The sequence below is a fragment of the Alistipes megaguti genome (assembly GCF_944320325.1).
GTDB lineage: Bacteria > Bacteroidota > Bacteroidia > Bacteroidales > Rikenellaceae > Alistipes > Alistipes megaguti.
In genome coordinates this window covers 19,065-38,631 of record NZ_CALUHA010000026.1, presented here as the reverse complement: position 1 = coordinate 38,631, position 19,567 = coordinate 19,065, and the positions used below count along the sequence as shown (strand labels likewise).

The 19,567-nt window shown below is 61.8% G+C and carries 13 protein-coding genes and 1 pseudogene; 2 read left to right on the top strand and 12 right to left on the bottom strand.

The window, feature by feature from the left end:
- From PUQ42_RS07750 to PUQ42_RS07735, 4 genes and pseudogenes are all read right to left on the bottom strand, one after another.
- A pseudogene (locus PUQ42_RS07750) lies at window positions 1-209 on the bottom strand (site-specific integrase); the annotation flags it as partial.
- 337 nt (window positions 210-546) lie between these two features.
- Window positions 547-1,107 (bottom strand): hypothetical protein, encoded by a 561-nt coding sequence (locus PUQ42_RS07745; RefSeq protein ID WP_273372610.1) that lies wholly within the window; start codon window positions 1,105-1,107, stop codon window positions 547-549.
- Between the two features lie 182 nt (window positions 1,108-1,289).
- Entirely contained in the window at window positions 1,290-2,360 is a 1,071-nt protein-coding gene (locus PUQ42_RS07740) for a BACON domain-containing protein (RefSeq protein ID WP_273372607.1), read from the bottom strand.
- Window positions 2,361-2,390: 30 nt separating this feature from the next.
- Window positions 2,391-5,006, bottom strand: coding sequence for a zinc-dependent metalloprotease (locus PUQ42_RS07735; protein ID WP_273372604.1), 2,616 nt, complete (start codon window positions 5,004-5,006; stop codon window positions 2,391-2,393).
- A gap of 488 nt (window positions 5,007-5,494) precedes the next feature.
- Between PUQ42_RS07735 and PUQ42_RS07730 the strand changes: the two genes are divergently transcribed.
- Window positions 5,495-7,489 (top strand): glycoside hydrolase family 97 protein, encoded by a 1,995-nt coding sequence (locus PUQ42_RS07730; RefSeq protein ID WP_273372601.1) that lies wholly within the window; start codon window positions 5,495-5,497, stop codon window positions 7,487-7,489.
- 145 nt (window positions 7,490-7,634) lie between these two features.
- Here PUQ42_RS07730 and PUQ42_RS07725 read toward each other — a convergent pair whose 3' ends face one another.
- The 8 genes from PUQ42_RS07725 to PUQ42_RS07690 form a co-directional block, all read right to left on the bottom strand.
- Window positions 7,635-8,933 (bottom strand): MFS transporter, encoded by a 1,299-nt coding sequence (locus PUQ42_RS07725; protein ID WP_273372598.1) that lies wholly within the window; start codon window positions 8,931-8,933, stop codon window positions 7,635-7,637.
- A 313-nt stretch (window positions 8,934-9,246) separates the two neighbouring features.
- Entirely contained in the window at window positions 9,247-10,629 is a 1,383-nt protein-coding gene (locus PUQ42_RS07720) for an aldehyde dehydrogenase (RefSeq protein WP_273372594.1), read from the bottom strand.
- A gap of 86 nt (window positions 10,630-10,715) precedes the next feature.
- Window positions 10,716-11,744 (bottom strand): vWA domain-containing protein, encoded by a 1,029-nt coding sequence (locus PUQ42_RS07715; protein ID WP_122120065.1) that lies wholly within the window; start codon window positions 11,742-11,744, stop codon window positions 10,716-10,718.
- Window positions 11,745-11,756: 12 nt separating this feature from the next.
- On the bottom strand, window positions 11,757-12,746 hold the full coding sequence (locus PUQ42_RS07710; protein WP_087309608.1) for a vWA domain-containing protein: 990 nt from the start codon (window positions 12,744-12,746) through the stop codon (window positions 11,757-11,759).
- Window positions 12,747-12,761: 15 nt separating this feature from the next.
- Window positions 12,762-13,562, bottom strand: coding sequence for a tetratricopeptide repeat protein (locus tag PUQ42_RS07705; protein WP_087404882.1), 801 nt, complete (start codon window positions 13,560-13,562; stop codon window positions 12,762-12,764).
- An 11-nt stretch (window positions 13,563-13,573) separates the two neighbouring features.
- Complete coding sequence (locus PUQ42_RS07700) at window positions 13,574-14,554, bottom strand: hypothetical protein (protein WP_122120063.1); 981 nt, start codon at window positions 14,552-14,554, stop codon at window positions 13,574-13,576.
- Window positions 14,551-15,435 carry a DUF58 domain-containing protein gene (locus tag PUQ42_RS07695; RefSeq protein ID WP_087309802.1) on the bottom strand — a complete coding sequence of 295 codons (885 nt, stop codon included), beginning with the start codon at window positions 15,433-15,435 and terminating at the stop codon, window positions 14,551-14,553. Before PUQ42_RS07695 ends, PUQ42_RS07700 begins: the two co-directional genes overlap by 4 nt.
- A 2-nt stretch (window positions 15,436-15,437) precedes the next feature.
- Window positions 15,438-16,436, bottom strand: coding sequence for an AAA family ATPase (locus PUQ42_RS07690; protein ID WP_087309605.1), 999 nt, complete (start codon window positions 16,434-16,436; stop codon window positions 15,438-15,440).
- A gap of 508 nt (window positions 16,437-16,944) precedes the next feature.
- Here PUQ42_RS07690 and PUQ42_RS07685 point away from each other — a divergent pair.
- Window positions 16,945-19,566: a UvrD-helicase domain-containing protein gene (locus PUQ42_RS07685; RefSeq protein ID WP_273372587.1), complete on the top strand. Its 2,622-nt coding sequence runs from the start codon at window positions 16,945-16,947 to the stop codon at window positions 19,564-19,566.
- Window position 19,567: the final 1 nt, after the last annotated feature.

Here is a 19,567-nt window from a genome sequence, read left to right as displayed (position 1 = left end):
TTCGCCCGCTTGGACAGCAGAGCGTTCCGCTCCTCGCCCGGGATATTCGGAATGTTGATGTCGTTCTTCTTGCCCCAGCGTTTGCGGTCGATCCAGATGCCCGACGGCACGCGCAAACGCAGTTCCCGCGAAATGTAGACCCGAAAATTGATCTGAGACTCCCCGGCACTGTTCGCCCCCTGAGCCAATACATACGTGACTTTTGCCATAGACTCACCTTTTGATGCTTTGCAAATATTTATATTTGAATACTGCAACAAATCCGTGTCCGCACCGTGTCCGCATTGATGAAAAATTCCTAAAACAGAAAAGGTCAATATCCACTCGTTTGAATTTTAAAATACTATAAAACAAATAGTTATAAAATAATCTAAAATTCAGCCATTTGCATCAGTTTGCACGAATCGGTCCTTGTCCTGGGCACCATGAGCCGCGTCAGACGAAAGTTTGACGCGGTTTTTCGTTTTCAGGGTCCATTCCACCTCCATGGAACGAATGCGGACGTCTCCAAAGAACTCCCTCACGAGAGAGGAAGGGAGAGCAAGATCATTCGACAACGGGGAAGACCGTCAGCCGGAGTTCGGTACACCCGTAGGGAATCAGTTCGAGATATTCGATGTCGTCCGAAATGGCGCGGGCCTTTCCGCCTTCGGGCAACCGCGGCGTATAACGGCCCTCTTCCAGCATCCAGTCGATCCGTTTGACCGGAACGCGGACCTTCACCGGCACCGACTCCCGATCGAAGGGATAGCCGACCTGTGCTGCGGTCTGCGTACGGACAACCTTCGGTTTACATCCCGTCTCGGGGCAAAGGGCGTAGTTCCAGGCCCCGGCGGGTTCCATGCCGAGATGCAGCCGGATGCGGCCGTCGGGAAGTCGAACTCCCCGGCCGAAGGCCCGTAGAGGGCTGCAACAATGGCTCCCTCCCGGCCGCGCAGCCACATGCAGGTGACGGAATTGGGCATGAGGCGGTGGACATTCCCCGAGCAGCAATCCGTTTCGTGCGTGGGACGGCAGGCCATCCAGGTCGAGGTAACGCTGCCGGCCGGTGTAGGCATAGAGCAGCATGGGGAGTTTGAGCTCCTCCATGCAGGTTACGCCGTGCATGGAGAGATGTTCGTCTGGCGGCCGGCATTACCATTCCGATCCTCTTCCTGCTGCTGCTCTGAAGCCGCTGTCCGGGAAGAGCTCACCTCCCGGGCTGCAGAGGTCGCCACGGAGGGCTGACAACAAAAACGGGACGATCCCCAGAGGTTCGTCCCGTTTTTTTCATGCATTGCGTCCAGACATCAGGCTCCGGCCTGCGTCACCTTCAGACGGAAGAGCTCGACTCCGTTCTGACCCGTCAGCAGGACATCCAGCGAACGGTCCGAACCGGTCTCATTCGCCGAGGAGGGATAAACAGTCCAGATCCTATCTACACCACGATACTGGGAGTCAAGCCACGGCTCCGAAACTTCGGTCGTCGTGCCGACCTCGACAAACTTCACCTCACAGCTACCATTGGCTTCCACACCAAACACCAGCTTGGAGGCTGTGGATGCATCCTTCTGGAACGAGACTGCATGGGGAGACTGATACACCTCGGTACAATCCGCATCCATAACGATCGCCGATGTCGCCAGAGGCATATCCTGATTGACATGGATCACGAAGGGCTCCGCATTCCCCGACGAAATCTTGACCATCGCACCACTCTGCATCGAAAATGCCGCATTGGGCTGGAAAGTGAGAATCAACGCCTCGCCGCTTGCGCCCGAAGGGGTCTTGATCGTGCAATAGGCCGGGAGGTCTTCCTCATTTTCAACCGGATCACCTCTCCAGTCGCAGAATACGGCCGTCCACTGATGGGCCGTGGTGGTCACCGTCGTTATCGACACGTCACCGCCCGCGGCCGGTGCCATGAACGTATAGGAACCATACGAATCCGCAGCCAGCGAAATCGACATTTCGGTATTCTCCGGCTCAATGAAGTCCTGCTTCACGGTAAACTCAACCGGCGTGAGCGACCCCGCCTGGATGGCATACGTGGCCGTGCGGAATGCCGTACCGTTGTTGTCGCCGGCCTCGACCGAGATCTCCGAAGCACTCTCCACCTTCACGATGCACCAGCCGGCATCGGCCTCGTCGGCCGAAGCCTTGACCTGCGAAACCCGGATCTCCGAAACCGCGGCATCGGTCAAGATCTCGATCGTCTGCTTCTGGCGCGTAGCCGGGAAGGTGAGGGCCACCTGGGCCGGATCCTTGAGTTCAAGACGGGTTGCCGCCGGCGCCACATCCTTGTTATCGTCGCTGCTGCAGCCGACGAATGCCAGTGCCGCAAGGACCAGCACCGGGGTCAGAAATTTCACCTTTTTCATAACCTGACTTTTTTAGGGAATCATTATCGCTTATTTCACATTCTCGAAGGCCGACTCGATCTTCAGAATCTGGTAGGCGTAGAAATCGCGCGTACGGCTGTCGCCCGATCCGCGACGCTGGCGGTAGAGGTTCAGCACGCGGCGCAGCGTGGCCGTATAGAGCGGCTGCCCGACCTGCATCGAAAGGGCCGGACCCTTCATGTCGTGGCGGTAATAGGAGATCTCGCCCGCCGAAGCCGCATGATCGTGGTTGCACTCCGGGTGGTTGCAGATGAACGGAGGCAGCGCCTCGTCGGCCATCCGGGCCAGGGCGGCCATCGACTCGTCTTCCGCAGCCGTTCCGTCGACATAGGCGCTCAGCTGCAGCTCCGTACCCGAGGGGCCCGTCAGACCGCTGTTCTTGAGCAGCGCCGCAACGGCCGCTCCCTGCAGGTTCATCTCCTCGATGGACAGCGAACCTCCCCGGAGAGCCGAAGCGAAGACCGTCTTATAGGCATCGCTCAGGTAAGTGTCCACACGGTAGATATTCTCCTGACCCGAACGCTCGCCCTGATAGATGCCGCCCAGCGTCGCCGGACTGAAGATCTTGTTGGCCACGCTGGCTGCCGCATTGTCAAGAATCGTCGACGGCTGGCCCAGCTTGTCCATCATCTCCTGCGGCAGCAGCCACGACCGCGCCGTGAGCACCTGCTCCACCAGCCAATCCATGGCCGCCTTCTGACGCTCGCGCGGCAGGTAGCTCATCGCACGCAGCGGACGGCCGTCCTGTACCAGATCCTTGTACACCACGCCGCCCAGGCAGGGCATCACATGCATCAGATAACGCGTATACTGTCCGATCACGGCCGAATACATCGACTGGATCTCCTTGTAGTCACGATTCTCCTCGGCAAACCACCGGCAGAGATTCGCAATGATATACTTGCAGTTCTCAACGCCGTAGTTGCCGGCCTTGATGTGGTCGTTGCCCAGATCCTCCGACTGGTCGGTCGGGTCGCGCGTCAGGAAGATCTGCTGTGCGCCGAACTCGTACATCGGATCGTCGTTGTGTGCGGCGATCAGCGCGTTGAGCAGCGGAAGCTCCTCCTCCGCATCGCGCGTCTGCTCGAAGATGCGGTAGCCCCAGTTGATGGCGTGGATGTCGTAGACGCCGATCACGGGCGGAACCATCCGTACGCCCCGTTCGAAATCACCCCGCTGGGCAATGTAGTTGTTGCGGGCGTAGTCCATGATCGAGGGGGTCGTACCGTACTTCTGCGTGAACGACGGGCTGCGCAGCGAATCCACCGGGAAGGCATAGCTGGCTCCCATGTTGTGCATCAGTCCCAGCGTATGGCCCACCTCGTGGGCGGCCACGTAACGCAGCGACTCGCGCATCACGTCATCGTCGAAGACCTTCTTGCGCACTCGTGGATCGGCGGCGCTCGTCTGGGCGAAACGCCAGTTGTGAACCAGCGAGATGACGTTGTGATACCAGATCACGTCGGCCACCAGAATTTCGCCCGTCCGCGGGTCCGTGTAGCTCGGGCCCATGGCATTGGCCACGTCCGTCACGGCATAGCGGATGCAGTTGTAGCGGATATCGTCCGGATCGAACGACGGATCGTCGGGATAGTCACGCGCCTCGACCACGTTCTTGAAGCCGGCCGCCTCGAAGGCCTGGTTCCAGTCCTCGATGCCCTGCTTGACCGCATCGCGCCACTTGTCGGGGAAGGCGCTGTCGACGTAGAAGACAATCTTTTGGGCCGGTTCGACCGGTTCGCCGCGGTAGTACTTCTCCCACTCGCCCTCCTTGGGCTCCACGCGCCAGCGGTGGATCATCGCATGCGTGAGAAGCTTGTCCTCCGACGAGGTGTAGGTGTAGAACTTCGAGCTGAAGTAACCCACCCGGTTGTCCTGGTAGCGGATCTTCATCGGCTCCTCGGGCAGCTCGAGAATCGAGCGCCGAACGGTCACCGTATAGCCGTTCGATTCGGTCGAATAGTTCAGGATGCTCGTAATCTCGAGGTTCTTCTCGAAGACCTTCACCTCCTTGAGCTTCGATCCCGAGGCGTCGTACGTCGCTCGCATCTCGCCCGGGACCATCGGGCTCTGACGGATCGGCGTCAGCAGCTTGTCGTTCGAAACGAAGAACGACGTCACGTCAATGAGCAGCGTATCGTTGCGGCTCGCCTTGATCTTGAAGGTCCGTGTGATGGGATCCTGCACGTTGCGGCGGAACGAACGCTCGATCGGGTCGTTCGGTGCCACCCGTGCCCAGTGGTTCACCTTGTGCAGGTAGACGTTCGACGTATCGGCCGAAAAGCGGATCATGAAGGGTTCACCCAGCATCTGCCCGGCGACAAAATTGGTATTCTGACTGATCTCCGAAACCCGGTTGGCCAGCAGATAGCTGCCCTTCAGGTTGCGCGGCGTAATGGCCAGCAGCAGTTCGCCCTTCCTGGTCACGTAGTAGTCAAACAGGCCCGAACCCTTCTGGGCCCCCTTGACCGCCTTGTCGAACTTGTCCTCCTTTTTCACGGAGTCGGCCTTCTCGGTCTGCTCCATCTTCTTTTTCTTGCGCGAGAAGGGCCAGATCTGCTCGGCTTGCAACGGGCTGCAGGCCAGCAGTACCGCCGCCACAGACAGAATCAACTTCCTGTTCATCTCTTGTAGCTTGTAAATAATTGATTATTAGATTATTGAATTTAAAGCTCCTTGAACCACAGCGACCGGATGGATTCGAAACCCGACCAGTCGGCATGTTTGTCGGCCGTCAGAGGGTGCGAAAGTCCCGACAAACTGTTTTTTAGGATTTGGCAATAGGCAAAATCTGGTGTTGTCGCTTTAAAGTTATATGTTTAATTTGGAAATAGCAAAATCAGTCGCTCCGGGACCCGGGTAAAAAAGCCATCCAAAAGGGCTTCTGAGGCAGTTTGTGGACAAAAAGTCATTCCTTCGTTTCATCCAGAACCCGAAAGCGCAAAATCGCCCTGTCCCGTTACGAAATAAAACCGAATCCAAAGCCCGGAAGCGTTTTGTCCGATCCGCCCATTTTACTACCTTTGTAAAGCGTCCGGACAGACGACTCCGAAAACGGCGGATCCGGTCTTCCGAACGCGCCAAAGCCCAACGGACCCTTAACCAGCCACGACATGAAGAAAAAGACGCTTCTGCAGGCGATGCTCGGCGCTGCCGTCGCCCTCTCGTCCTGCTCGCACGACACCTCCGTCACTTCGCCCGACGGCCGCATCCGGGCTCAACTCTCGCTCGACGAGCGGGGAGTCCCCGCCCTAAGGATCGACGTCGACGGGAGCCCGCTTCTCGAAGCCCCGCGGCTGGGGCTCGAGGCCGACGGCCTCAACCTTGCCTCGGGATTTACGGTCGAACACGTCGAGCGGCAGTCGCTCGACGTGACCTGGACACAGCCCTGGGGCGAAAACCGCCGGATCCGCGACCATCACAACGAAACGGCCGTGACGATGCAGAATCCCGAAGGGGTCGCACTCACCGTGCGCGTGCGTCTGTTCGACGACGGACTGGGATTCCGCTACGAATACCGCACGCCGGCCGACTCGCTCCGAATCACCGACGAACACACGACACTCCGCTTTGCACAGGACGGCCTCTCGTGGAGCATCGACGGCAGCTATGAAACCTACGAACTCCCCTATCGCGAGCAGCCTCTGTCGGCCGTCGAACGGGCCAACACCCCCTTCACGTTCCACCTCGGCGAACTCTACGGTTCGATCCACGAGGCGGCGCTCTACGACTTCCCCGAGATGCATCTGCTGCGCGAGGATCCGCTCTCGTTCAAGGCCGAACTGGCCCCGCTGCCCGACGGCGTGAAGGCCCGCGTCAAGGGGTGTTTCGTCACCCCGTGGCGGACGTTGCAGATCGGCCGCCGGGCCGTCGATCTGATCAATTCGGCGCTGATCCTGAATCTGAACGAGCCCTCAAAGATCGACGACACCTCGTGGATCCGGCCCCAGAAGTACGTCGGCGTCTGGTGGGGCATGCACCTCGGCACGCAGGTCTGGACCCAGGGCCCGCGCCACGGCGCCACGACCAAGAATGCCCTGCGCCACATCGACTTCGCCGCCGCGAACAACATCCAGGGCGTGCTGTTCGAGGGTTGGAACCGCGGCTGGGAGAACTGGGGCGGAAACCAGCAGTTCGACTACGTGGAACCCTACGCCGATTTCGATCTGGAGCGCATCGCCCGCTACGCACGTGACAAGGGCGTCGAACTCTGGATGCACAACGAGACCGGAGGCAACATCCCCGACTACGAGGCTCAGATGGAACGGGCCATGAAGCGTTATGCCGAACTGGGCATCCACACCCTCAAGACGGGTTATGCCGGCGGATTCAGGGACGGATACTTCCACCATTCGCAGTACGGCGTGCAGCACTACCAGCGCGTCGTGGAGCTGGCCGCCAGGTACGGCATCATGCTCGACGCCCACGAGCCGATCAAGGAGACCGGCATCCGCCGCACGTGGCCCAACATGATGACCCGCGAAGGGGCCCGCGGCATGGAGTGGAACGCCTGGTCCGAGGGCAACTCTTCGGAGTATCTCTGCACGCTGCCCTTCGTGCGGCTGCTGAGCGGCCCGATGGACTACACGCCCGGCATCTTCGACATCTACTACGACCGTGCCAAGGCCGATACGGGACGCATCCAGTGGAACGGCGACAACTCCCGCTGCTCGATCAAGACGACGCTCGCCCGCCAGATCGCCAACTGGGTGATCATCTACTCGCCGCTGCAGATGGCCGCCGATCTGATCGAAAACTACGAGGGGCATCCGGCCTTCCGCTTCTTCCGCGACTTCGACGCCGACTGTGACTGGTCCGAGGCACTGCAGGGCGAGATCGGCGACTGGATCGTCGTGGCCCGCCGCGCCGGCGAACGCTACTTCCTCGGCGCCGGCACCAATGCCGAGGCACGGACCGTCGTCCAGCCCCTCCGGTTCCTCCGACCCGGGGTGACCTACACGGCCCGCATCTACGCCGACGACCCCGCCTCGGAGCTCCGCACCGCCTACCGCATCGAGGAGCGGCAGCTGACCTCGGCCGATTCGCTGCGCATCGTCATGGCCCCCGACGGAGGGTGTGCCGTGACCTTCGAGCCCCTCGGCAAATAGACACGGGGAGAGTTCGGCAACAGAGTCCGGCAGCGGGGTCCCTTCTTTCCTCCCTGCGGAGACGGCGGGCGATAATGCCCCCCAAAAAGCTACGGCCCGGAAACAGATTCCGGGCCGTAGCCATACGTTTTCCGTATCTCGGAGACTATGCCTGCTCTTCGGCCGCCTGCACCTGCGCCTCCTTTTCGGGGTCGTGCGAGAAAGGAACCACCCACGTGAGGATGAAGGCCGGGATCGTGGCCAGCAGCGACCACAGGAAGAAGGCCCGATAGCCGACGGCATCGCTGATCACACCGCTGATCATGCCCGGAAGCATCACGCCGAGGTTGGCCAGCGCCGTACCGAAGGCATAGTGGGCCATCTGGTGTTTGCCGGGTGCCACCTGCTGCATGATGAAGAGCGTCAGGCCGACATAACCGAAGCCGTAGCTGAAATATTCGAAGACGATCGCCGCGCAGACCATCACCGGATTGGTGGGCTGCAGCCATGCCAGCAGCGCATAGACCGCAAACGGCACGTTGAAGATGCAGCACAGCGGGAAGAGCGCCCGCTTCAGTCCGCGCCACGAGATGAAGTATCCGCCGAGAATCGACCCGATGACGAAGGCCGCCACTCCGAACGTGCCGTAGTAGAGTCCGATCTGGCTCTTGGTCAGCGCCAGCCCCTCGTCGGCAATCGGCGACTTGAGGAACAGCGGCACGATCTTGATGACCAACCCCTCGGCAAAGCGGTAGAAGACAATCCACGCGATATAGATCCAGATGTAGCGTTTGCGGAAGAAGAGCCGGAAGACCTTCCACGTCTCGCGCATCGTCGAGCGCAGATTGCCCCCCGCCTGCACCGTGGCGGCTCCGCCCGAGGGGAGGATCCGCAGGTGGTAGATGCCCAGCAGGAAGAGCAGCGCTCCGCTCGCCCCCATGATGATCATCCAGGCGTAGAGCGATCCGAAATGTTCGTCGAGAACGCCCGCCAGATAGACCAGACCGCCCATGGCCGTCACCTTGGCAATGTTGTAGAAGGCCCCCTGCCAGCCGATGTACTGTGCCTGCTGCGTGGGGGTGAGTTCGTGGATGTAGAGGCCGTCGAGGGCAATGTCGTGGGTCGAGCCGCTGAAGGCCAGCACCGCCATGATCGCCACCACATAGGGGAAGAAGTTCGGCAGCGGAAGCGCCATGGCCACCAGCGCCAGCGATACGCCCGATAGCAACTGCGTCGCCACGACGAAGAACTTCTTCGTGCGGTACATCTCCAGCAGCGGACTCCAGAAGGGCTTCAACGACCACGGAAGAATCAGCAGCGAGGTCCAGAAGGCCACCTGCGCATCGCTGATCCCGAAATCATTGAACATGATCGGGGCCACCAGGCTGAGCATGATGAAGGGCAATCCCATGGCAAAGTAGGCCGTCGGGACCCATGCAAGGGGAGATACTTTCTTCGGAGTCATAAAGGTTCAGGTCAACGTTTCCGACGCAAAAGTAACCAAAAAAAACATCCGCACAAAACTCCGCCCCGGCAAACACCCTAACCGGCAACCGCTTTCCGGCAAAAGAGAACCCGTCCGGCCGGGCGGAGGGTTCCGGTCGATCGTCTGACCGGGCTCCGCAACCGACTGAACAAGGCCGACGCCTCCGAGGCGGGATTCACCCGCACGGGATACATCAGCGGCAATGTCGCATACCGCTTCGGCGGAGCGGAAAACGCCGCCCCCAAAACGCCCCGCAAAGATCGCCCCGCAGAGATCGCCCCGCAGAGACGCATCAGAGCATCTTTCGCACCCAGCGGAAGAGCCGGTAGGGCGGATAGCGGAAAGGCAGGTCGATGCGCCCTGAAACCTCCAGCATCGAACGCCGGTGCGAAAAGGCCTCGAAACTCTCCCGACCGTGATAACGTCCCATGCCCGAGTTGCCCACACCGCCGAACGGCAGATGATCGTTGGCGATGTGCATGACCGTATCGTTCAGACAGGCTCCGCCCGAGGTCGTGCGCGCCAGAATCTCCCGTCCCGTCTCCTCGGGACCGAAATAATAGAGTGCCAGAGGCTTCTCACGCGTCGTGACGAACTCCACCGCTTCGTCCGTCGTCCCGAAGATCAATACGGGCAGCACCGGGCCGAAAATCTCCTCCTGCATGACCGGCCATTCGGGATCGACATCACCCAAGAGCGTCGGGGCGATGTAGCGTTCCGCGGCATCGGTCTCTCCGCCGAAGAGGATCCGCCCCCGCGTCAGGTAACCGGCCACCCGTTCGTAGGCCCGTTCGTCGACCAGCCGCGCATAGTGCGGACTGCGGCGGGGATCCTCGCCGTGCAACTGTCTGACGGCGTCGGCAAAGGCCCGGACAAAGTCGTCGCGCAGCGTACGGTGGATCAGCATGTAGTCGGGAGCCACGCACGTCTGACCCGCATTGATGCTCTTCCCCCAGGCGATGCGCCGCGCCGCAATCCGCAGGTCGGCCCCGCGATCGACGATACAGGGGCTCTTGCCGCCCAGTTCGAGGACTACCGGAGTGAGGTGCTCCGCCGCGGCCCGCATCACGACGCGTCCGAGGGCCGGGCTCCCCGTGAAGAAGATCACGTCCCAGCGCAGGGCGAAGAGCTGCGTGTTGACCTCGCGTCCGCCCTGCACCACGGCCACATACTCCTCGTCGAAGATCTCCGCAATCAGCCCCTCCAGCACGCGGGCCACGTGCGGCGTGTGGGGCGAAGGCTTCAGCACGGCGGTACAGCCCGCCGAGATGGCCCCCACCAGCGGATTGAGCAGCAGCTGCACGGGGTAGTTCCACGGTGCAACGATCAGCGCCTGTCCCAACGGTTCGGCCACGATGCGGCTCCGCGCCGGCTGCAGCTTCATCGGGGTCGGTCGCCGCTCGGGACGCATCCATTCGCGCAGGTGGCGCAGATGCTGGCGGATTTCACTGCGGATGATGCTCAGCTCGGTGAGGATGGCCTCCTCGTGCGACTTGTGCAGATCCTGCCACAGGGCGTCGCACAGGCGATCCTCCCAGTTGACCAGAGCGGCATCGAGCCGGCGCAGCATCGTGCGGCGGAACTTCTCCGGGCGCGTGGCGCCCGTGCGGAACCAGGCTTTCTGGGCGGCGGCCAACGCCTCGATGCGGGCCGCAGGGGTATCCGTAAGGGTCATGATTTCGGATTTTACGGCTTATGGTAACCTACAAAGGGAGTGCCGCAGCGCATGTGTGTGTGGCACTCCCCCCTTTTCGTGCGGGACTACTTCTTCTCCCGGAAGATATTCAGATGGGCCAGCAGCGGATTGCGGCGGTCGAGCATCACAAACTCGGCCAGCAGCAGGACAAGCGCCGCGATGAGCAGGTACTGATACTGCTCGTTGAACTCCTCGAAACGGATGGTCGACAGTTCGGTCTGCTCCATGTCGTTGATCGCCTTGACGATCTCGTCCAGACCGATCGACTGCTTCGTGGCGCGCACATAGGCGCCGCCCGTGATGTCGGCGATCTTGGCCAGCATCTCCTCGTTGAGCTTCGAGACGACCATTTCGCCCTTCTCGTCCTTGATGAACTCGCCGTCGATCTGAATCGGCGCACCCTCGGGGGTGCCGATGCCGATCGTGAAGATCTTCACCCCCTGCTGGGCAGCCCGTTCGGCCACGGCCAGGGCGTCGTCCTCGTGGTTCTCACCGTCGGTGATCAGGATGATGACCCGTCCGTGGTTCTGCTCCGTGTCGCCCGAGAACGACAGCAAAGCCTGCTCCAGGGCCTTGCCGATAGCCGTGCCCTGTTCGGAGACCAGCGAGGGATCGATCCGCCGGGCAAAGGCCTTGGCCATGCGGTAGTCCGAGGTGATCGGCAGCTGGACCTTCGGTTCGCCGGCGAAGACCACCAGCCCGACACGGTCCTGCTCGAGGCCGTCGAAGAGTTTGCCGATGGCGTATTTCGTCCGTTCGAGCCGGTTGGGTTCGAAATCCTCGGCCAGCATCGAATTCGAGACGTCGACCACGAGCATCATTTCAATCCCCTGGGTCTTCTCCTCGCGGAGTTTCGACCCGAACTGGGGACGCGCCGCGGCCAGAATCAGACACAGAACCGCCCCCAGCAGCAACAGAAAGCGCAGCGTGACACGGCCGGTCGAGACCTCGGGCATCAGCTCCTGCAGCACGTCGGGATGACCGAAGCGTGCGATCCGCTTGCGGCGGCTGCGGGCCGCAAGCCAGAAGAGCGCCACCATCACGGGCAGCACGACCAGGAGCCAGAGATATTGCGGATTGGCAAAACGAAACATGACGGATGCTTTTTACGGAATACGTTTCAGAACGAGATTCGACAACAGGAACTCCACGAGCAGCAGGGCCAGCGCACCCAGCACCCAGCCGAGGAACTGTTCGTGATAGGCGACGTGTTCGAAAACCTCGACCTTGCTCTTCTCCAGCTGGTTGATCTCGTCGTAGATAGCCTTGAGCTTTTCGTTGTCCGTAGCACGGAAATACTTGCCGCCGGTCATCTCGGCCATGGCCTGAAGGGTCTTCTCGTCGATCTCGACCTTCTGCTGCACGAAGGTGATGTTGCCGAACATGTCCACGGCCGGATAGGGGGCCGTACCCATCGAACCCACTCCGATCGTATAGACGCGGATGTTCTGTGCCCGGGCAATCTCGGCGGCGGTCATCGGGGTGATCTGTCCGCGGTTGTTCACACCGTCGGTCAGCAGGATGACAACCTTCGACTTGGCGTCGCTCTCGCGCAGGCGGTTGATGGCCGTGGCCAGACCGTTGCCGATGGCCGTACCGCTGTCGTCGATCAGGCCGCTGCGGATCCGCGCCAGCAGCGTCTGCAGCGTACTCTGGTCGGTGGTCAGCGGGCTCTGCGTGAAGGCCTCGGCGGCGAAGGCCACCAGTCCGATGCGGTCGCCGTAGCGGTCGGCGATGAACGATCCGGCCACCTCCTTGGCCGCCGTGATGCGGTCGGGCTGGAAGTCGCGGGCCAGCATCGAGGCCGAGACGTCGATGGCCAGCATGATGTCGATGCCCTCGGTGTTGGTCGAGACGTTCTCTTCGACATCCTGGGGCCGGGCCAGCGCCACGATGAGCAGCGAAAAGGCCGCGGCGCGCAGCACGAAGGGCAGATGCCGCAGGTAGTAGCGCACCGTGCGCGGAGCCCCCGCGACGCCCCGGACGGTCGAGATCTGAATGGCCGCACCGCCCTGCAGCGTCCGCCACACGTAGTAGCCGACCATCGGCACGAGCAGCACAAGCAGCCATAGATAATGGGGTGAAGCGAAATGCATAGTCTACAAACGTTTTTACCAGTTTTTCCGGCCGCGAACCACCACGCCCTTGGCCTTCTCCTTGAGCTTCTCCTGCGTCTTGTCCTCCTGGGCCTGGATGGCATCGAGCATCTGCTCCTGCTCCTGCGGCGAGATGCCCGAAGGCGTCGGCTGACCCTCGCCGGGTTTCTGCTCGCCATTCTGGTCGGGATTCCCGTTCGGATTCTGCGGCTGGTTCTGCTGCTGATCCTTGCCCGGGTTCTGCTGCTGCGGATTCTGCTGCTGTTGCTGATCCTTGTTCCGGCCCTGATTCTGGTTCTGACCCTGATTCTGATCCTTGTTCTGCTGCTGATCCTGATTCTGGTTCCGGTCATTGCCGCCGCCTCCGCCGTTCTGGTTCTGGTCCAGAAGCCGCTTGGTGTAGGCGTAGTTGTACTTGGTCTCCATGTCCGCAGGATTCAGACGCAGCGACTGCTTGTAGCTCTCGAGCGCCTCCTGGTACTTTTTCTGTTTGAACTGGGCGTTGCCGAGGTTGTAGAAGGCTTCGGCACGTTCCGTGTCGCTGCGCAGCGTGTCGGCCGCGGCCTGCTGCATGGTCTGCTCGGCACGGTCGAAACGCTCGGCCTTGTAGAGGGCGTTGCCCAGGTCGTACGTCGCCTCGAACAGCCCCGGTGCGGCCTTCAGCGCCGCCTCGTAACGCTGGATCGCCGTTTCGTACTCCCCCTTGTTGTACTGCCGCGTACCCTTGCGCACGAGCGAACGCTCGGGCAGCTGCTGCGCCTGCACGCCGGCCGCCGCAAAGAGTAGAACGAAGGTAATGGATAGTATTCTGTACATCGTTGTTGCGTTTAATTCTGCATCGGATCCTCCGGCGGCTGGACCGTCGTCTCCTCGACGAGCTTGGTCTCCTCGACGAAATAGTAGGCCTTCAGATAGTCGGACTCGTTCTGCTCGGCATCGGGCGTCGCCTTGGCAAACTTCACCAGATCACCGTCGCGCAGGATCGACTCCATATCCCGGCGGGCCTTGTCCGGAAGCTCCTCACCGCGCATCGCCGCGATGATCTCGTCGGAGGTCATCTCCATGGCGCCGACTCCCCACCGTCCGGCGATGTAGGTGCGCAGGATGTCGGTCAGACCCGAATAGTACTGCTTGTGGCGGTTGTTCTGCCAGAGTTTCTGGTTGTGGAGCGCCTCGAGGGCCTGGATGGCGGCCACGTGCGGCGGCAGCGGCGGCGCCGGCTTGAACAGATCGCCGAATCCCTTGCCGTGTTTGGCCAGCCAGCGGTGAAGCCCCCACGCCCCGGCCGCCAGAATCAGCAGGACAAGAAGCCCCCACAGCAGGTAGCCCCGGATCTCGCGCAGCTGGAACGGAAGCGTCTTCTGCCCCTTGAGGTCGTAGATCGACTGCGAGGTGGAGTCGATCTGGAAGGTCGCCACCTCCAGATAGAGCGAATCACGGCTGCGGAGCGTATCGAGGATATTCTTGTCGGCATAGAGCACCTGGGCCACGCCGAGGTTGTACTTGCCCTCGTCGAAGGCCGCCAGACGGTAGCGTTTGCGCAGCCGGAGGTGCCGCCCGTCGCGTTCGAGCGTATCCACGGGGAGACTCTCGACCAGTTCGAGCTTGCCGTCGCGGGGGTCGAAAACCGGAAAGTCGACCACCTGAACCAGGTCCTTCTCCACGTCGATGACGTAGTCGAAGCGGTCGCCGATCATGATGCTGTCGGGCTCGATGTGCGCCGTGACGACGGGCATATTCTGTGCCCGCAACGAGCCGCCCGCAAGGGTCAGCCCGACAAACAGGGCTATGGTTGAGAGACGTTTCATCGCTGTTTGAAAAGTTTCATCAGTTCGGCGACGTAATCGCCGTCGGTGGAGATCGTAGCCGTATCGATGCGGTTGTGTTTGAGCGTGGAGTCGATCCGCTCGCTCAGCTCGCGCCACGAGGCGGCGTAGTGATCGCGCACGGCACGCGACGAGGTGTCGACCCAGACCTTGCGCCCGCTCTCGGCGTCGCGCAGCTCGACGATCCCCACGTCGGGAAGTTCCGTCTCGCGGGGGTCGTAGACCCGGATGCCGACCAGATCGTGGCGGCTGCCGGCGATCTTCAGCGCATCGTCCAGCGCCGCACGGTCGTCCGACGAATCCATGAAGTCCGAGAGGATGAAGGTCGTGCAGTGCTTCTTGTTGACGTTCGTCAGAAAGCGGATCGGCTCCGAGAGCTTCGTCCCCGTGGATTGGGGTTGGAAGCCGATCAGCTCGCGGATGATCATCAGGATGTGGCTGCGCCCCTTCTTCGGGGGGATGAACTTCTCGACACGGTCCGAAAAGAAGATGCACCCCACCTTGTCGTTGTTCTGCGAGGCGGAGAAGGCCAGCACGGCGGCGATTTCGGTGATGATGTTCTTCTTCAGGCGGTCGGTCGAGCCGAACATGCGCGAGCCCGAGACGTCGACCACGAGCATCATCGTCAGTTCGCGCTCCTCCTCGTAGACCTTGATGTGGGGTTTGCGCGAACGGGCCGTGACGTTCCAGTCAATGTCGCGCACGTCGTCTCCGGCGCGGTATTCGCGGACCTCGGAAAACGACATGCCCCGTCCGCGGAAAGCCGTATGGTACTTTCCGGCAAAGATCTCGTTCGACAGACCCCGGGTCTTGATCTCGATCTTGCGGACGCGTCTGAGAATATCGTTCTCGCTCTCCTGCATCATTAGGGCACGATTACGTTGTTCAGGATATCGGTGATGATCTCCTCGGTGGTGATGTTCTCGGCCTCGGCCTCGTAGGTCAGTCCGATACGGTGGCGGAGCACGTCGTGGCAAACGGCGCGCACATCCTCCGGAATGACGTACCCGCGGCGCCGGATGAAGGCGTAGGCACGGGCGGCCTTGGCCAGCGAGATCGACGCACGCGGCGAACCGCCGTAGGCGATCAGGTTCTGGAGCTTCTGCAGGTTGTACTCGGCCGGTTCACGCGTGGCGAAGATGATGTCGACGATGTACTTCTCGATCTTCTCGTCCATGTAGACATCCTCGACCACCCGGCGGGCCTTGACGATATCCTCCGGCGTAATGACCTTGTTGACCTGGGGCATGCCGGCTCCCGAGAGGTTCATGCGCACGATGTCGCGCTCCTCCTGCTTCTTGGGATAGGAGATCCTGGCCTTGAGCATGAAACGGTCGACCTGTGCCTCGGGCAGCGGATAGGTACCCTCCTGTTCGAGGGGATTCTGCGTGGCCAGCACCAGGAAGGGCTGCGGCAGGGGGTAGGTATTGTCGCCAATGGTCACCTGACGCTCCTGCATGGCCTCGAGCAGCGCCGACTGCACCTTGGCCGGCGAACGGTTGATCTCGTCGGCCAGCACGAAGTTGGCGAAGATCGGGCCCTTGCGAACCACGAAATCCTCGCTCTTCTGCGAGTAGATCAGCGTACCGATCAGGTCGGCAGGCAGCAGGTCCGGGGTGAACTGAATACGCGAGAAATCGGCGTCGACGGCCTTGGCCAGCGTCGTGATGGCCAGCGTCTTGGCCAGTCCCGGGACACCCTCCAGGAGGATGTGGCCGTTGGAGAGCAGACCGATCAGCAGCGTGTCGATCAGATGGCTCTGACCCACGATGACCTTGCCCATTTCGGTGCGCAGCGTGTCGACGAATACCGATTCGCGTTCGATGCGCTCGTTGAGTTCCTTGATGTTGATGACTTCGCTCATTGTCTTTTATGTATGTTCGTTGTTTGTTCTGGATCCGTCATGCAGGACCCCGGAGAACCAGTTCCGTCCGCCCTGTCCGGGAGGCGTCGAAGCCGTCGCGAGCGCACTGCGGCCGGGACCGCTCGGGGCCCTCTCGGCACGGGGTGTTGCGGAAGCTCCCGATCGCAGCGGAAGAACGGGTGCTGAGGGTGTCGTTGCAAAAGTTTTAACGATTCGGATGCAAAGTTATTATTTTCTTCGAAAAATATTCCTTCGGAGCCTCGTTTTTCGGCGGGGATCCGGGTGTGGCTCGGGCGCCTGCCGGATGAGAGCCGCCGGTTGTGCGGGGTGGCCGGGCGGGGAGGGCGGTGGCGGAGGTCCGGGACATCCGGCTTCGGGCGAGGGGGGGGGTGGAGTCGGAGCGGCGCACCGGGAGCTGCGGCTGCATTCCGGCACACCCCGCCCCGCGGAAAGAAATAGTGACCCCTGAGGGAAAATTCTTCGTCGAATTCTTATTACCTTTGCGGTCATGGAATCCAACGAATCACCAATACTGCAGGGGCTCAATCCGGCCCAGCGGGCGGCGGTCGTCAACTACGACTCGCCGTCACTCATCATAGCGGGGGCGGGCTCCGGAAAGACCCGCGTGCTCACCTCGCGCATCGCCTACATGATCGAACAGGGGGTCAAACCGTGGAACATCCTGGCGCTGACCTTCACCAACAAGGCCGCCGAGCAGATGCGCGAACGCATTGCCGGAATGCTGCCCGACAACCGCAGCCGATACATCCGCATGGGAACGTTCCACTCGGTCTTTTCACGCATCCTGCGCGAGAATGCCGAACGGATCGGATTCTCGGAGTCGTTCACCATCTACGACTCGTCGGACAGCCGTAACCTGCTCAAGACTCTCATCCGCGAGATGAACCTCCCGGACGAACGGTACAAGCCGGCCTCGATCGCCTCGCGCATCTCGCTGGCCAAGAACAAGCTCATCACCCCGGGGGCCTATCTGGCCAACGCGTCGCTGGCGGCCGAGGACCGGCAGATGCAGATCCCCGAATTCGGCCATCTGTACAACACCTACTGCCAGCGCTGCAAGCACAACGGCGCGATGGACTTCGACGATCTGCTGCTGCAGACCAACATCCTGCTGCGCGACTGCCCCGACGTGCTGGCCCGCTACCAGGAATTGTTCCAGTACATTCTGGTCGACGAGTACCAGGACACCAACTACGCGCAGTATGTCATCATCCGGCGGCTGTCGCAACACCACTCGAAGGTGTGCGTCGTGGGCGACGACGCACAGTCGATCTACTCGTTCCGCGGGGCAAAGATCGAGAACATCCTCTCGTTCCGCAACGACTACCCCGATGCACAGGTCTTCAAGCTGGAGCAGAACTACCGCTCGACGCGTACGATCGTCGAGGCGGCCAACTCGGTCATCGTCCACAACTCGAAGCGCATGGAGAAGAACTGCTTCTCCGAAGGACCCCGCGGCGAGAAGATCCGCATCCTGAAGGCCTACACCGACCGCGAGGAGGCCGAGATGGTGGTCTCGGACCTACGCGACAAGGTGCGCGCCGCAGGCGACGAGTGGTCCGAGGCGGTGATCCTCTACCGCACGAACAACCAGTCGGCCGTACTGGAGGACAACCTCCGCCGCCACGGAATCCCCTACCGCATCTACAAGGGCTCGTCGTTCTACGACCACAAGGAGATCAAGGACATGATGGCCTACATCCGGCTGGTGATCAACCCGCGCGATGACGAGGCCTTCCGCCGCATCGTCAACTACCCGGCGCGCGGCATCGGCGACACGACCGTGCAGCGGATCGCCGATCTGGCCGCCGCACACGGCGTCTCGATGTGGGAGGCGGTCGACGCGCTGGTGGCCCAGCCGACGACCGACGCCGTGCAGCGGGCCATCGCCCGCAAGGTGACCGAGTTCGTCGGGATGATCCGTTCGCTGTCGCTCTCGCGGGCGGACAAGAGCCTCTACGACTTCGGTCTGGAGGTAGCCACCCGTTCGGGGATCATCGCCGCCTACCGCACCGAGAACACCCCCGAGGCGACTTCGGCGTTGGACAACATCGAGGAGCTGCTCAACTCGATGCAGGAGTTCAAGGAGCGTTGCGACGCCGAGATCCGCAACGGCGAACGCCAGCCCGAGGACGAGGCGACGGTCGAGGAGTGGCTGCAGAACATGATGCTCATGTCGGACATGGACAAGGACGACCCCGAGAGCAGCAACAAGGTAACCCTGATGACGGTCCACTCGGCCAAGGGGCTCGAATACAAATATGTCTATATCGTCGGCATGGAGGAGAACCTCTTCCCCTCGCAACGCGCGGCGGAGTCGCCCGACGGCATCGAGGAGGAGCGGCGCCTGTTCTACGTGGCGCTGACGCGGGCCAAGGTCTCGGCGACGATCTCCTATGCCGAGATGCGCTTCAAGTGGGGCAACATGGAGTTTTCGCGTCCGAGCTGCTTCCTGCGCGAGATCGACCCGCGCTACGTCGAGTATGAGGCGGACCCCGACGAGGAGCAGGAGCGCCGTCCCGGCAGCGACGGCTCGTCGGCCATCGACGAACTGCGCCGCCGCTTTGACTACCGTTTCCAGCAGCAGCGCCAGGGCTTGCGCCCCAGCAGCGGAGCGCCGAACGGCTTCGGCCGCAGCGGGGGCGCCCCCTCGGGCACGTCGGGCTCCTACGGCCGCGGCGGAGGCTATGGCGGCGGATCGGAAGCCCGGCGGGCGGGATTCGGCGGCGGGTACGGAGCCTCGCGCAGTACCTACGGCACGCGGCCGGAGGGTGAATCGGGCCCGGCGCGCCACTTTGCCCGGGCCACGCAGCCGCAGCAACCGTCGGGACGTCCCGACCCGGCACTGGTCGAGCCGCTGCGCACCTCGACCGAGGGGATGCGGCGTGTCGGCGTGCGGCCGGCTGCAGCAGCCGATGCGGGAGTCCCCGCAGGCGGCGCCCCGACGGGCGGATATGTCGTGGGGCAGCGGGTCGAACACCCGAAGTTCGGCGTCGGCATCGTCGAGCGCATCGAGACCCTGGCGACGGATCACAAACTGGTGGTGCGCTTCGACAATGCGGGCGAGAAGACCCTGCTGGCGAAGTTCGCCAAACTGACCAAACTCTGAA

What these genes read in the sequence shown, in the direction of transcription:
- PUQ42_RS07720 (WP_273372594.1), bottom strand. Translation starts at nt 10,629, where the DNA reads ATGACCCTTACGGATACCCCTGCGGCCCGCATCGAGGCGTTGGCCGCC.
- PUQ42_RS07740 (WP_273372607.1), bottom strand. Translation starts at nt 2,360, where the DNA reads ATGAAAAAGGTGAAATTTCTGACCCCGGTGCTGGTCCTTGCGGCACTG.
- PUQ42_RS07730 (WP_273372601.1), top strand. Translation starts at nt 5,495, where the DNA reads ATGAAGAAAAAGACGCTTCTGCAGGCGATGCTCGGCGCTGCCGTCGCC.
- PUQ42_RS07710 (WP_087309608.1), bottom strand. Translation starts at nt 12,746, where the DNA reads ATGCATTTCGCTTCACCCCATTATCTATGGCTGCTTGTGCTGCTCGTG.
- PUQ42_RS07700 (WP_122120063.1), bottom strand. Translation starts at nt 14,554, where the DNA reads ATGAAACGTCTCTCAACCATAGCCCTGTTTGTCGGGCTGACCCTTGCG.
- PUQ42_RS07705 (WP_087404882.1), bottom strand. Translation starts at nt 13,562, where the DNA reads ATGTACAGAATACTATCCATTACCTTCGTTCTACTCTTTGCGGCGGCC.
- PUQ42_RS07735 (WP_273372604.1), bottom strand. Translation starts at nt 5,006, where the DNA reads ATGAACAGGAAGTTGATTCTGTCTGTGGCGGCGGTACTGCTGGCCTGC.
- PUQ42_RS07685 (WP_273372587.1), top strand. Translation starts at nt 16,945, where the DNA reads ATGGAATCCAACGAATCACCAATACTGCAGGGGCTCAATCCGGCCCAG.
- PUQ42_RS07745 (WP_273372610.1), bottom strand. Translation starts at nt 1,107, where the DNA reads ATGCACGGCGTAACCTGCATGGAGGAGCTCAAACTCCCCATGCTGCTC.
- PUQ42_RS07695 (WP_087309802.1), bottom strand. Translation starts at nt 15,435, where the DNA reads ATGCAGGAGAGCGAGAACGATATTCTCAGACGCGTCCGCAAGATCGAG.
- PUQ42_RS07725 (WP_273372598.1), bottom strand. Translation starts at nt 8,933, where the DNA reads ATGACTCCGAAGAAAGTATCTCCCCTTGCATGGGTCCCGACGGCCTAC.
- PUQ42_RS07715 (WP_122120065.1), bottom strand. Translation starts at nt 11,744, where the DNA reads ATGTTTCGTTTTGCCAATCCGCAATATCTCTGGCTCCTGGTCGTGCTG.
- PUQ42_RS07690 (WP_087309605.1), bottom strand. Translation starts at nt 16,436, where the DNA reads ATGAGCGAAGTCATCAACATCAAGGAACTCAACGAGCGCATCGAACGC.